At 46.2% G+C, this 15,058-nt stretch carries 9 protein-coding genes; 4 read left to right on the top strand and 5 right to left on the bottom strand.

All coding sequences use genetic code 11. From position 1 onward, the window contains the following. Positions 1-70: 70 nt before the first annotated feature. From JMY03_RS01465 to ligA, 4 genes are all read left to right on the top strand, one after another. Positions 71-874 carry a sulfite exporter TauE/SafE family protein gene (locus JMY03_RS01465; protein WP_201600355.1) on the top strand — a complete coding sequence of 268 codons (804 nt, stop codon included), beginning with the start codon at positions 71-73 and terminating at the stop codon, positions 872-874. A gap of 179 nt (positions 875-1,053) precedes the next feature. Further along, a complete protein-coding gene (locus JMY03_RS01460; protein ID WP_201600353.1) occupies positions 1,054-4,932 on the top strand; it encodes an AAA family ATPase in 3,879 nt (1,292 codons plus the stop codon). A 428-nt stretch (positions 4,933-5,360) separates the two neighbouring features. Then, entirely contained in the window at positions 5,361-6,380 is a 1,020-nt protein-coding gene (locus tag JMY03_RS01455) for a cell division protein ZipA (protein WP_201600351.1), read from the top strand. A gap of 232 nt (positions 6,381-6,612) precedes the next feature. Next, positions 6,613-8,604: an NAD-dependent DNA ligase LigA gene (ligA, locus tag JMY03_RS01450; RefSeq protein WP_227675505.1), complete on the top strand. Its 1,992-nt coding sequence runs from the start codon at positions 6,613-6,615 to the stop codon at positions 8,602-8,604. A 37-nt stretch (positions 8,605-8,641) separates the two neighbouring features. On the opposite strand, the gene dcm is transcribed toward ligA, so the two are convergent. The 5 genes from dcm to JMY03_RS01425 all read right to left on the bottom strand — a co-directional run bounded on the left by dcm (position 8,642) and on the right by JMY03_RS01425 (position 14,984). Continuing rightward, complete coding sequence (gene dcm, locus JMY03_RS01445) at positions 8,642-9,907, bottom strand: DNA cytosine methyltransferase (RefSeq protein ID WP_201600347.1); 1,266 nt, start codon at positions 9,905-9,907, stop codon at positions 8,642-8,644. Further along, on the bottom strand, positions 9,907-10,923 hold the full coding sequence (locus JMY03_RS01440) for a hypothetical protein (protein WP_201600344.1): 1,017 nt from the start codon (positions 10,921-10,923) through the stop codon (positions 9,907-9,909). Before JMY03_RS01440 ends, dcm begins: the two co-directional genes overlap by 1 nt. 170 nt (positions 10,924-11,093) lie before the next feature. After that, positions 11,094-11,657 carry a hypothetical protein gene (locus JMY03_RS01435; RefSeq protein WP_201600342.1) on the bottom strand — a complete coding sequence of 188 codons (564 nt, stop codon included), beginning with the start codon at positions 11,655-11,657 and terminating at the stop codon, positions 11,094-11,096. 211 nt (positions 11,658-11,868) lie between these two features. Further along, positions 11,869-12,285, bottom strand: coding sequence for a hypothetical protein (locus tag JMY03_RS01430; RefSeq protein WP_201600340.1), 417 nt, complete (start codon positions 12,283-12,285; stop codon positions 11,869-11,871). Between the two features lie 239 nt (positions 12,286-12,524). After that, a complete protein-coding gene (locus tag JMY03_RS01425) occupies positions 12,525-14,984 on the bottom strand; it encodes a YgiQ family radical SAM protein (RefSeq protein ID WP_201600338.1) in 2,460 nt (819 codons plus the stop codon). Positions 14,985-15,058: the final 74 nt, after the last annotated feature.

The raw sequence follows: 15,058 nt of genomic DNA, 5'->3' as shown, positions 1-15,058 counted from the left end.
TTAAATAGCAGACCCATAATAGCTGAACAAAACAGCAGAATAATCAGAGCGCAAATAAAGGATTTCGTTAATGCTATATGTATGGTTTGTGATTGCCGGCGCGTTTGCTGGCGTCTGCGCGGGTTTATTCGGCATCGGTGGCGGCATGATAATCGTGCCAGCTCTCGTTTGGATTTTTACCGCGTATAATTTTTCGCCAGAGGTCGTCACTCACTTAGCGGTTGGCACCTCTCTGGCGACTATTATCGTCACGTCTATCAGCTCATTGACCGCGCATAATAAACGCGGCGGCGTGCGCTGGGAGATTTGGCGCGGTATGGCTATCGGCCTTGTCGTGGGTAGTGTCGTTGGCGCAGGCATTGCTGACATGATAAATGGACAAGCACTACAAGCGATCATCGGTATCGGTGCTTTATTAGTCGCGCTGAAGATGCTGTTTTTTTCTAATAAAGAACAGTTAGGCAAACCGCTACCTTCTAAAGGCATACAAGTCGGAGCAGGGACAGGTATCGGTATGGCATCCTCCATATTTGGCATTGGCGGCGGTAGTCTGACCGTGCCATTTTTGAATTGGGCAGGGCTTCCGATGAAGCAAGCGGTTGGTACCTCCGCCGCTTGTGGTCTGCCTATTGCAGTGGCGGGAGCACTCGGGTTTGCTTGGTTTGGGCAAGATGTGGCTACTCTACCCGCAGGCACGATAGGTTTTGTGCATATTATTGGCTTTATCTGTATATCGGTGGCTAGCTTTATTACGGCTAAAATCGGTGCAAGACTTGCGCACCAACTGCCAGCACTGATGCTAAAACGAGCTTTTGGAGTATTATTGATATTCGCAGGCGGGCAGCTGTTTTTGAGTGGGATTGGGGTGTTGTAATTATCTTCTTTTTAAATGTCTTTTGCGTAGTAAGAGTCTTTATATTCAAAGCAAAGCGGCTAAGCAAACTTGTAGCCAAGCTGATCTCGTGCAAACGCAATACCTTTAAAGATCCTAAAAACCCATCTCAATTTCAGGTAGAATAGCCGCCTGTTTTATTATCGAAAAACTCACCGTTTATGCGTTTAAAATCTCTCAAACTGGCAGGCTTTAAGTCCTTTGCCAATGTCACTACTTTTAGCTTCCCCCGCGGCATCACTGCTATCGTCGGGCCAAACGGCTGCGGCAAATCAAACGTCATTGATGCAATCCGTTGGGTATTAGGCGAGACCTCCGCCAAGCAGTTGCGCGGCGGCGCGATGAGTGATGTAATCTTTGCTGGTACGCAAGATAAATCGGCCAAAAGCGTGGCCAGCGTTGAGCTGACCTTTGAGCATACCCAAGATGAGCAGACGGGCATTCGCCACGAGCTCAACCTCTATCAGGAGCTATCAGTACGTCGGCAAGTCAACATGGAGGGCCGCTCCGATTATTTTATCAATGGTACCCGCTGTCGTCGCCGTGATGTGGTCGATGTGTTTTTGGGCACAGGGCTTGGCGCGCGTAGTTATGCCGTGATTGAGCAAGGTATGATCGGGCGTATCGTTGATTCAAGCCCCATGCAGCTGCGCGAGTTTATCGAAGAGGCGGCGGGGGTATCGCGTTATCAGGCTCGGCGGATAGAGACGCAAAAGAAGCTTGAAAAGACACAGGAGAATTTAGCGCGTCTGCACGATATGCAAAGCGAGCTAGTCCGTCAACAAAAAAGCTTAGCGCGTCAAGCGAGCAGCGCTCAGCGCTACAATGAGCTGGCCGAGACCTTAGCGGATATTAAGCAACAACTGGCGATTCAGCAGTTATATCAAGCCAAACAAGCCCAACTGCAACATAAGAATGCGTATGAAGGTAGTGATTTAGCACTCAAAGAGCGGCAAGCGCACTATGAGCAGTTAAAGCATAAGCAAGACAAGCTCAGCACCCAGATCAACCAAGAGCAATGGCTAAAAGACGAAGCACAAAGCGCGCATTATCATCAGCAGCTTGAGCTTCAACAAGCAAAGCATCAGCTAGACGATGTTACGGCGAAGCTGACAGTGATTGAGCAGCAGCTGGTTGCTTTGGAGCGGCAGCGTCAGCAGTCGACTGACGAGCTTGATAGAATAAAGGATGAGCAGGATCAGCAGCAGCTCGAGCTTGCTCGCCTGCAGCCAGAGCTTACTAAGCTAACCAAGAAGCGCCAAACGTATCAAGCGGAAGAGCCGCCACTACAACGCGCATGGTCTGAGTCACAATCGCAGTTAACGCGTCTGCAAGATAACGTGCGTACCCTCGAGCAGCAGCAAGCCATCAATAGCCAAGCGCAAAAGCGTCATCAGCTGAGTCAAGAGAAGCTCGCTGCTCGCCAGCAAAGTTGGCAAACGCTGTGGGATCAGGCGCAGACTCAAAGCCCTACTCATGATGACTCTTTGAGCATAGATGAGCAAGACAAAAGCGCCAGCAGCGTTATCGATGAGATAGAAGCTCAGTTACAGCAGCGTGCGCGTCAGCAAGATAGCGTCGCTGAACGGCTAGCGGATTTGCAACCGCAAGCTCATACGTTGCAGCAGCGTTTGACCGAGCAGCTACGCGAGGTGACAGCACAAGAAAAAAGCCACGCGCTACTGGCAGGCGAGTACGATACGCTACATAAGATCGTACATGCCAAAACGACTCAGAAGCCGACCGCACAAAAAGAGAAGTCGGATAAAGGTTTGGCAAATGACGTTGTTATTAATACTGACAATCTACTGCCGGTTTCTACTTTGCGCGAGCAAATCAAGCTTAGTCCACTTGGCAAGGAGCATGCGCAAACCCTTGATAAGGTATTAGCATTATGGCTAGATAGCCAAGTGCTTATTGGTGATCAAGTTGGTCTAATCTCAGAGCCAGAGCTTTCTAGATATCTGCCAAATTTACTGAGCTTTCAGCATAGCCAACACTCCCAAAGTGAAGCTAATAAACAGTCAGCTAGTCGCCATAGTTTGTGGCTGCCTGCACAGATGGCCGATAGCGCTGATCAGGATTTTACAGCCAAGCTACCTGCTAATTTGCAAGCTAAAGTACAGCCTTTATCTGCATTAATTACTAAGCCTGCTTTAGCGATATGGCAGCAGTGTTATTTATATCTTGCAGATGATGCGCCTAACCGCGAGACCACTGCAGAATTGACCGAAATCCTAAAAGTATTGCCGTCATCGGTTTTATTAGTGACTGCAGAAGGTTGGTTGATTAGCGCTAGTGGCACTGTGAATTTTAATCAATTCGCCAAGCAACAAGACGCTGCGCAAAACAGTCAATTTTTGATGCAGCGTATGCAACAGCAGCAGCGTTTAATAGAGTTGGAAGAGCTGCTTGATACTAGCGATGAGCACATTGATTGCTTGCATAAGCAAATAAAGAGAAGCCAAAGCGAGTATGACGCGCTGACCATAAGCTTAGATGAGAGCCGCGCTCAAAACGAGCAGCTTACGCGCGAGGTGTATGATTATCAGCAGCAATTGGCAACTGAGAAAGCTGCCCTCAAGCAAAGACAGGCCGATGCCCAGCGTTTGCAGAGCGACAAATTGGCACTGGAGCACGAGCAACAAGAGCTTGCCGCCGAGCAACAAACACTTAATGATGAGCGCGTGCAAATCGAAACAGACTTACAACTCATAAGGCCCAAAGTCCAAGCTGCACAGGATCGGCGTCAGCAGCTACAAGAAGAGCGTCACGAGCTGCAGCGCAATCGTCAAAAAGTTGACGCCGATTGGCAAGCCCTGCAGCTGCGCCAACAAAAACTTGAGATGCACCTTGAGCATAGTGCTAATAGTCTACAGCGTGCAGCGCAATTTCTTGATGAGTCTTTACAAAACCGGCAGACACTGATCGCCAGTCGTGACAGCTACCAACAGCAACTGCCGACGCTGCAGGTCACATTACAGACTATAAACGCCAAGCGCGATGAGCAGCAAGATTTATTAGCCACGCGTGAAGCCGCGCTGAGCACTCTTAAAGATGGGTATAACGAGCAGCAATCTGCCTTAGATACTTTGCAGATTACCTTACAGGATCAGCAAGAGAGCAATGCCAAACAGGCGACAGAGTTGGCGCTGAGTGAGTCTAAACTCAACGATGCAAAGGATAGCGTACAGAGCGCATTAGATGAGTACCATTATATTTTATCTAAGAGTAGTGAGCAGGCGTTAAAGGCTGCGCCGCCGCAGATAAGTGTCTCAAGCTTATTAACCGATTTTATTACTCATAAACGCCGCGTCCGTCCCGAGAAAATCGCTGAGTTACAAGCTGAGCAGGCCAGTCTTGAGCAGCAAATCAGTAAAATAGGCGCGGTCAATCTGGCAGCAGTGGCAGAGCTGGCTGAGGTTAATGGACGCTTAGAGCCGCTTGCACAGCAGACCGAAGATATTGCCGCTAGTATGCAGACTTTGACGGATGCTATTGCTTCGATTGATGAGACGACTAAGACGCTATTTATGCAAACCTTAGAGTCGGTCAATGGTGAGTTATCTAAACTGTTCGCCAAAGTATTTGGCGGCGGGCAAGCCAGTCTAACGCTAGATTTGCAGGATATGCCTACGGATACCCAATCTGATATCAGCGCTGATAAATCTGAACATTGGCGCGCAGGGTTGACGTTAATGGCGCAGCCAAAAGGCAAGCGCAATAGCCGTCTCGCTGTACTCTCAGGCGGCGAAAAGACCTTGACTGCGCTGAGCCTAATTTTTGCCATATTTAAACAGCATCCGGCGCCGTTTTGCGTGCTCGATGAAGTCGATGCGCCGCTTGACGATGCTAATGTTGCTCGTTTTACTAGCTTGATTCATGAGTTGGCGGATGATTTACAGTTTATCTTCATTAGCCATAATAAGCTCTCGATGCAGATTGCCGATGAGCTAAAAGGTATCACTATGCCTAGCGCAGGTGTTTCTACTTTAGTGAGCGTCTCACTTGATGAAGCCGAAAAGTACATCGAAAGTTAACTATAGTCGATCCACTATAAAAGAAATGCAGTGCTACTGGAATGAATTTTGCGCAGCCTCTGGGAACGCAGCACGCAAGGAAAATTTATACCAGTAGCACATTACAATGCCTGTACTCTTTTACTCTTTTTATTTAGGATTTACTATATCACGAGTTAAGTATTGATAAACAAACTTTATAATTTAGGGTAAAATCAAAGCCGTTATATTTATGGCAAGTTTCTATTCGCTTTCTACACGCTTTTTACCCGCTATCATCTACTGAACGGCACGTGCAATGATGAGTAACAAGTGTCAAACCGTTACAAGGTGATGACGCTTTTAGGTAGCCGTGCTAGACTGATAGCGTTTAAACTGCTGTATATGCTCTGATTACTTTTATCATTACCTATATTGTTAGCTATATTATTATTAGGATGTATTCTCTTATGACCGCTATCCAGTTTGTGTTGATCGCCATTGCCGCTTTGATTGTGCTAGCAGGACTGTTTATGGTCATTCGTAGTTTCAAGCGCCAACAAGATACTGATGCGGCCGCCGTTAATTATGATAAAAACGGTATCCCTATCATTCCGCGTCATGAGCGCAATGTCGTTGATGAGCCAGACTTCGATGATACTATCGCCGGTGAGACAACGATTGTTCCTAATAGAGAGTATCTGAGTGCTGTGGTTGAAGAAGAGCCGTTGACACAAAACCATACTGAGGTTGATGCGCAGCTGACACAAAATCGTGGTACGACGGCTGATATTAATGATAATGAAACCAATCCTGAGTATGCCCGCTGGCAAGCAGAACAGCAGCGCGCAGATGACGAAGAGTTTGCGCAATTCGCCCAAGACAATAACTCTGACATTCAAAGCGAGCCGGATGCTTTTTCAAGCCTGATGTCAGCGACCGATAGCCTGATGCCCGTGATTGATACTGCCGAGGAGCCGAGCTTCACGGACAACAGCCCTGTGCTCGACCAGCACTTATTGACGCCTATTGATGAGGCGCAAAACGGGCCGCTGATCAATGCCAAAGACAACATCAATATTACTATTTTGCCGCAGCAAAGCCGTGAGCGCCCGAGTGCGATTATTCGCGGCAGTGATTTATTAACCTTAGTGGATAAGTACGGCTTGCGCTTTGGCGCGATGAATATGTTCCATCGTTATGAGCAAAAAGACGGCACCGGTATGCTTTGGTTTAGCATGATGGGTATCACTGATAATGGTATCGCGCCTTTTGATCCGCATAGCGTGGCGACCAATGTCTATAGCGGCGTGGTGTTGTTTTTATCGCTGCCACATCCGCAAGCGGTGCGTAGTTTTGATAGCATGATGAGTATTGCCTATATGATGGCAAGCGACCTTGATGCGATAATGCTAGACGAAAATAACGAACCGATTACGCCAGATTATAAGCAGCAGCTACGCAATCAAGTCCGCGATTACGACAGCTAAAATAGCCAAATAACCTCTCATTTAACGTCATTTTTATTAAGTAAAAGTGGCGTTTTTTTATGCCAGTGTTTACTGTAAAGCGCCCCCTAAATTGTTATCATAGTTGCTATTATCAATCGCTCAATAACCACTATAGATACCGACTATGACTGACTCTGGCAACTCTAATAACACTCATAACTCTAAAAACCATGCGACCCATGCGACCCATGATAGCGATGTCATTAGCAAAATGCGCACCTTGATTGCAGCGCTAAAAACGCATAATAATGCCTATTACGTCCTTGATAATCCTATGATTGAGGATAGCGAGTACGATCAGCTGCGTCTGTCCCTTATCGAGCTTGAAGAAGAGTATCCAGATTTGGTGCAGCCTGATAGCCCGATCAATCAAGTCGGTGATGTGCCGCTATCGGCCTTTACGCAAGTCACCCATGACATTGCTATGTTATCGCTTGGCAATGTCTTTGATTATGATGATCTCAGCGACTTTATGCGCCGCGTCAATGATCGTCTAAGCGTGGCACAGCAAAACCCTGAGTATGAGATGGAGATGAAGCTCGATGGCTTGGCCGTGTCGCTAAAATACGAGTATGGCCAGTATGTACAAGCGGTCACTCGCGGCGATGGACAAACGGGCGAGGATATCACCCAAAATGTCAAAACTATCCGTAATCTGCCACTGTGGCTGGCAGATGCCAAAGATATCGAATTGCTAGAAGTACGCGGTGAGGTGTTAATGCCAAAAGCCGGTTTCGAGCGCCTCAATCGTCTAGCAGAGGAAAATGGTGAAAAAACCTTCGCCAATCCACGCAATGCCGCAGCAGGAAGTTTGCGTCAGCTCGACCCTGCGGTAGCGGCCAGTCGCCCGTTAGCGTTCTATGGCTATTCGGTCAATCAAGGCTTGCCTGAGCGTATCGACACGCAATCGGGTGCACTGGCTTGGCTTGGCGATATTGGCTTTACCGTCAGCGCAGTGCGCGTGGTTGCCAATCCACGCGAGGCGCAAGCGTACTACGAGTCAGTGATTGAAAAACGCAAAAAACTACCGTTTGAGATTGACGGAACAGTGATTAAAGTCAACAGCCTTGCTCTGCAGCAGCAATTAGGGTTTTTATCTAGAGAACCACGCTGGGCGACCGCTTATAAATTCCCTGCTGAAACCGTGATGACCCGCCTGCATACTATCGAATGGCAAGTCGGGCGTACCGGACAGATCACCCCAGTCGGCAAACTAGAGCCGGTCAAAGTTGGCGGTGTCACCGTCAGTAACGTCACTTTGCATAACTTTGGCGAAATTCAGCGCTTGGATGTGCGCGCAGGCGATATGGTCAGTGTGCATCGTGCAGGCGATGTGATACCCAAAGTCACCCGTGTTTGGGAAGAGCAACGCCCAGACGACTCTCAGCCTGTCGAGCTACCTTCCACTTGCCCGGTTTGCGACTCACCCGTAGTGCTACCCGAGGGCGAAGCCTTAGCGCGCTGTACGGGCGGTCTGTTTTGCCCGGCGCAGCAGACCGAAGCGCTGATTCATTTTGTCTCACGCCGCGCCATGGATATTGATGGTTTGGGTGAACGCTGGCTGATCAGCTTTTTTGAGCAGGGACTTATCAAAACCGTCGCCGATATTTATCAGTTGCATAAGCATCAGGATGAGATGATTACCTTTGAAAAACTCGGCGAAAAATCAGTACAAAACATCATCGAAGCTGTTGAGGCCAGTAAAAAAACGACCTTGCCACGTTTTATCTATGCCCTTGGCATTCGCGGCGTGGGTGAGACGACCGCGCAAAACTTCGCGCAGCAATTTGGTGATTTGGATAGCTTAATGAGCGCCGATATGGATGCCCTTATCGCCACGCCAGACGTTGGTACGATTACCGCCGAGCTGATTTATGAATTTTTCCGCGCCCCGCACAATGTTGAAGTTATTGAAAAGCTGCGCGCTGCTGGCGTGCATTGGGATACCGTCGAACAAGTAGCGTCCGACAGGTTACCTTTAGATGGGCAAACTTGGGTCATCACCGGCGCGCTTGCGAGCATGGCGCGTGATGAAGCCAAAGCAAAACTGCAAGCCCTCGGCGCAAAAGTGGTGGGCAGTGTCTCCGCCAAAACTACGGCGCTACTGGCAGGGGAAAAAGCTGGATCAAAACTAACCAAAGCGGAAAAATTGGGTGTGAAAGTGGTGAGTGAGGATGAGTTTTTGGCGATGGTTGGGGAGTAGTGCAAACGAGCAAAGTTAGCAAAAACAAGACCCTAGTTTATTCAAATAAACTAGGGTTATGAATTAAAACATCTGTAACCAACGCTTTTATAACAGGCACACTTACAGCGTTACCTAATTGTTTGTATGCAAAACTGTCTTTTGGATGCAAGACGTAAGAATCTGGAAAACCTTGTAATCTGGCGCATTCTCTAGGTGTCAAACGCCGTACGCGCCCATTATGATAAACCCCTAGCCTGTTAGAATCAGAGGCTGTTAATGTAATTGATACGCTATCAGGATCAAGGAATTTGAACACCTCAAAAGACATATTACCTGCGACTAAATTGTATAGACCCTCTTTTTCTTTAATATAGCGTTTATCCAATAAAGACTCAATGACCGTGTTTATATCGTCATAGGGATAAAAAGTAGCAATTTGTTCTTTGCTCAATGCTTTGCCATCTTGATGCGTACCAAAAATATTTTTTCGGCGATTAGCGATTAACAAATTCATAAAATCAATTTCATGGGGAGTGCATTGTCCGCGCAATCCTAAATCCCATGAATGTATAGAGTTGCCACCACGGCTATCAATAAGGCGTATGCCATGTAATCTATCTAAATCACCATCCAAAACCTGAGTTAGTTGAGAAATAAATGTGTCAGAACAATCGTAATACTCGTTGGGGTTTGACTCTAAAATATCTTTAACCAATACAGGCTGAATACTTTCAAACAAATCCATAGTGGTCAGACTTTGTTTGAAAGCATGTGAGTCTACGGCGCCAACATCATTTGCTAATGTCAGGATAGGTTTGGCGTCTTTAACGGCGACAATATAGATACGCACCCGATTTTGTGCCACACCATAATTACTAGAGTTTAATAGTCTATATTCAAATTGATACCCTAAGTCACTCAGTACATTTTTAATAGTTTCAAAAGTTTTGCCTTTATTATGACTGACAAGACCCCTGACATTTTCTAAAACACACATAGAAGGCTGTTTGGTGGCAATCAAGCGTGCCACATCAAAAAACAATGTGCCTCTTGTGTCTTCAAAACCTAATCGCTTACCTGCAGAAGAAAAAGCTTGGCAAGGAAATCCTGCTAATAATACGTCAAAATCTTTTACGTCAGACAATTGAGTAATATCACAATATGGATTTTCACCGAAGTTTTGCTCGTAAGTTTTGCAAGCTTCTTTATCTATTTCTGCACTAAGCACGCATTTGGTTTTGATACCATTTTTATTCAGTGCTTGTTCAAACCCCAGACGGATACCACCCGTTCCAGCGAATAAATCAATAAATGTAATCATCAAACGTTGTCTTTTATATAGTTAGCCATCTTTGATAAACTTGCATCAGAAAAATTAGCGGTGAAATCACTATAATTTAAAATGTTTTGCACGGCGCTTTTTCTTTGAAAGTTCCCTGAGCCATCGATAATATAACCTACTTTATGCCCATGCGAATGTGCTATAGACTGCCTGTTATTGGCATTTTGTGACTTTCTTTCAATAACAGAATTGGTAGTGACTTGAAAGCTAATTTCTATACCTATAGAGCGATCCGTTTTAGCATTAGAAATGACCAAATCAAATTTGGTGAGTTGATCGTTGTTTAATGTCATGTTTCTTAGAGTATGACCGTCAAAAGTGTAGTCGTCAGGCAACATGGCTTGTAGCTTATCTTTAATATAACCTTCACAAATGTACCCTAAGTCATTAGCGGTCGATCCACCAATTTGACGACTGACAAACAAATAGCGCTCTTTGATATATTTTTCTAGCTTATCGGCATCACCAATCATACTGCCAATAATTGCTTTTTCTAAGATTTCATCTGGCAAATTGGCAGGGTCTGTCGTATTCGCGCCCCAAATCAATAACATGCATACATCGAGCATATCATGATCAAAGGTTTGCCTGTTTTCAAGTAATAGCGTCTTTTCTACTCTAAGCTTTTTATTGTTCCAAACCCGTTTTTTAGGAGTGCTAAATACATAAGTATGAATCACATCATCAGCGGTAAATTGTAGCTGACCTGTAGGAAACAGCTGAGCAAAGTCTTTGCCATAGCGCTGTAAGCGTTCGCCGCCAATATCGGTTATTACCATCAAATGCTTCAAAAATAAATTGGCAGACAGCTTTTTATTTTGAGCCAGTGCTTGCTGCCAAGCGTAGGGGGTGGCATCAGCAAACTTTAAAACATTGATAAAAATATCTTGCGTTTCAAGCAGCGGAATCAATGTGCTTTTGTCCGCCGCTTCTTCTACCAACTGCGTTGGCCAATAGTTACAAGCACCTTGTGCCAGCTCTTCGACAGTCTGCATAAAATAAAGCGCCCTATGTATAAATAAAAGATAGATTTTAACATCAATTGTATGTGGGCACGAGTTGTAAATAGATCGGAGGTTGTAGGTTTATATGTGACTAAATACTATAATCCGCTCAACTTTTGCCACCTAAAATTTAAATTTAGAGTACCACGCTAACCAACTATCTAATCCTCATGCGGATTAACCATAGCCTCACTTTTTTCCCCATCCGGAACAATTCTAATCGGCAATATCAAACCTTTAGCAAAGTCATCGGCGAACACATACTCGTATCGGCTAGCAGTGACCTCAGGAGTCGTATGAACGATAAGCTCAACCGTTTCGCCATCGGTAAGCTCGTGCGAGGTGTATGTGCTTTCTAGTTGGTTAAGGACTTTTGATACGGCCTCATTACTTGCCATGCCGACGGTGAGACTGTGCTGCGCTGTCGCCTCGTCCACATCGAAGTAGTCCGCGTAGTCTTTGACGTTTTGACTATCGATAGCAAAGGGGTAGTCGTAGTTGCTACGATCTGCGACAGGCTCACCGCTAGCTACTTTTGACCAGTCAATATCGGTAACTACTGACGAGGTTTTATTTGCAGTAGTCGCATTATCGACCTCTACAGAGACATTTGCCTCAGTATTAGCAGAAGTAGCGACGCTATCTTGGTTACTAGTATCACAACTCGTTAGTACGGCTATGCTAAGCGTAGATGCTAGCGTTAGACGTAATAGATGAACTCTCATCACTCTTCCTTTTTTATAAACAGCTTATTTGAGCATGAATTATAGGCAATTAGCATTGCTAATATTTTGACAGCTTTTATGAGCGTTCACCACTTAATCGGCTATAAAAAAACAGCCATCACTCGATGACTGTTTAACGTATTGCTAATCAATACAAATATAGTTTTAGTTAAAGCTCAATCACTATCACTGCTTGATTGACGCAATACTATTAACGACCCATCTTACAGTTGACTTGGTACTCTTTACCATTTGCCCATTTCGTAGCCAATATAGCTTCATCACCTTTCATGTGCCAAGCATAGATGATATCTGGGTTAGAGTCATTAATATAGCTTGCCGTGTCGCCATTGACGCCGCCGACTAAGATCACTTCTTGTTGTGACCAGTTCAGTTTAGGAACAGTGGCACTGATCGTCGCCTGATTTTTATTAATGGACTGCTTTGCTAGGATTTGGCTATCATCAGTACAAGTATAAGGGGCAGGCGCCATACGATCGTAAGCCATATCACTCGTACTATTTGTCGGAGTGGCTGGAGTAGTAGGAGCGGTAGGGGTAGTGGTAGAGCAGGCTGCTAGTAGAGCAACGGCAGGTAGGGTAGCGGTGAGTTTCATCATAGTATTCATAAACATCTCCAAAATATATTACTTTATTATTAGGGGTTCTAGCACTGTAGGTGCATAACATTTATGGTAACCAAAGCATCTACTTTAGAGTGTTAGGAATTGTTCACTACCTTATAACTTCATTTCTTAAATATTGACTAATGTAATTATGAAATTTAACTAAAAAAAGCGCTTGCTGACTTAAGCCAACAAGCGACTTTTTATAGTGCTTCGTACTATTTACACTTTTCTATCTCACGTTATTTAGTCTTACGCGGCGGTAAGCCCGTATGCTGAGTCTGAAAGTTACCTTTGCTGACTCTCTTTTTGGAGCGGTTGTTGGCTTGAGCTTTATTAGTACTATTTTTATTACGGTTCTGACGCTTAGCTGAATCATTACCAATGCGGCTATTTTTCTTACGCGCCGATTGATAGCTGTCCTGCGCCGCATCGCGGCCTTCTAGATGCGCATTATATGGCGGGATAAGGCAGCCACGGTTTTTACCGATAAGATCGCTACGGCCCATATCTTGCAGCGCTTTACGCAGTATTGCCCAGTTTTTAGGATCATGGTAACGCAAAAAGGCTTTATGCAATTTACGCTGCTTACCTGATTTGACGATATCCATATCACCGCCCGCGCGGCTGACTTTGTGTAGCGGGTCTTTGTGAGTGTGATACATCGTCGTCGCTGTTGCCATAGGGCTTGGATAAAAGGCTTGCACTTGATCGGCGCGGTAGCCATGACTTTTTAGCCATAGCGCCAGATTCATCATGTCTTCATCTTTAGTACCGGGGTGCGCGGCGATAAAATAAGGTATTAGATACTGCTCTTTACCGGCCTCTTGACTGTATTGCTCAAACATCGCTTTGAACTTATCGTATGAGCCCATGCCCGGCTTCATCATCTTGGACAGTACGCCTTCTTCTGAATGCTCTGGGGCAATTTTTAGATAACCACCAACGTGATGGCTGACCAGCTCTTTGACGTATTCAGGATCTTTTACCGCCAGATCATAACGTAGACCGGATGCAATCAGGATCTTCTTCACGCCTTTGATATCACGCGCTTTACGGTATAGCTGAGTCAAATTACTATGATCAGTAAGCAGGTTTTCGCAGACGTCTGGATAGACGCAAGAGGGCTTACGGCAGTGCTTTTCGATGGTTTCATCTTTACAGTTAAGGCGATACATATTGGCCGTCGGGCCGCCAAGGTCGGAGATGACGCCTGTGAAGTTTGGCGCGGTATCACGAATGGCTTCGACTTCACGTAGGATAGAGTCCTCAGAGCGGTTTTGAATAATACGACCTTCGTGCTCGGTGATTGAGCAAAAAGTACAACCGCCGAAACAGCCGCGCATGATATTGACCGAAAACTTAATCATGTCATAAGCAGGGATACGCGCATCGCCGTAGCTCGGATGCGGCAGGCGCGCATAAGGCAAGTCAAAGACATAATCCATCTCTTCGGTCGATAGCGGAATTGGCGGTGGATTGAGCCAGACATCGATAGAAGTGAAGGAGTTACCCGCGCCGCTACTATGACGCTGCACTAGCGCCCGCGCGTTACCCGGGTTAGTCTCGAGATGTAGAATACGGCTGGCATGCGCGTAGAGCACCGGATCTGATTTGACATGATCGTAGTCGGGCAAGCGAATGACAGTTTGCTCACGTGGCGGCATTTTTAGCTTATGTTTAAGAGCAGTTTTTGGCTTATATTCTTTATTATCTTCAGCCTCCATACCGCGCATTTGCACCACTTGCGTATCCGTAACGACTTGCTCAGCGTTCAGAACTTTATTAGTGACAGGCTCTGCGACAAATCCTGCGTATTGGGCAGACATACCAGTCATCGCTTGGCCAACGGGCGAATCGCTAGGCTTTTCTTGCTCAATTTTGCAGCTATCAACGTCTTCAGTCATCACATAAGGGTTGATAATTGGATCGACACGGCCGATGGTATCGACATCGTTACTGGCGACCTCTGTCATATGCGCTTGCCAGTGGCGACGGCTTGGAGTCAACAAGAAAGCTGTACCGCGAAGGCTGCTCATTTGCTCAAAGGTATAGCCTTTGGATAAACCATGCACCACGTCGACGATAGCGCGCTCAGCGTTCCCGTAGAGTAAGACATCAGCGCGGCTATCGAGCAAAATACTACGACGTACTTTATCCGACCAATAATCATAATGGGCGATACGGCGTAGGCTGCCTTCGATGCCGCCTAAGATAATGGGCACATCAGGATAAGCTTCACGGCAGCGTTGACTATAGACGATAGCGGCGCGGTCCGGGCGTTTGTTCGCTACATTGCCTGGTGAGTAAGCATCATCGCTACGTATCTTGCGATCAGCAGTGTAGCGGTTGATCATGCTATCCATATTGCCGGCGGTGACACCATAAGCGTAGACAGGTTTGCCAAGCTCCATAAAGGCGTCTTTGCTCTTCCAATCAGGCTGCGCGATAATACCGACGCGAAAGCCTTGCGACTCAAGCAAACGCCCGATGATTGCCATACCGAAGCTTGGATGATCGACATACGCATCGCCCGATACGATGATAACATCGCAAGCATCCCAGCCCAGCGCGTCCATCTCGGCTCGGCTCATCGGCAGATAAGGCGCCGGCTCATAGCAGCTCGCCCAGTGCTTATCGTAGTCATATAACGGTTTAGTGCCTTGTTTAAAGGCGGTATGGGCAATGGTATCGGCAGACATGGACAGACCTTAATCAAAAAAATGTGTTTTGCATGTAGCCGCTACTATCAGTTTTAGTGAGCCGCTCATTTAAA

The organism is Psychrobacter submarinus (genome assembly GCF_904846685.1).
GTDB classification, from domain to species: domain Bacteria; phylum Pseudomonadota; class Gammaproteobacteria; order Pseudomonadales; family Moraxellaceae; genus Psychrobacter; species Psychrobacter submarinus.
The sequence above is the reverse complement of the archived record's forward strand: the minus strand, read 5'-3'. Positions and strand labels throughout refer to the sequence as shown.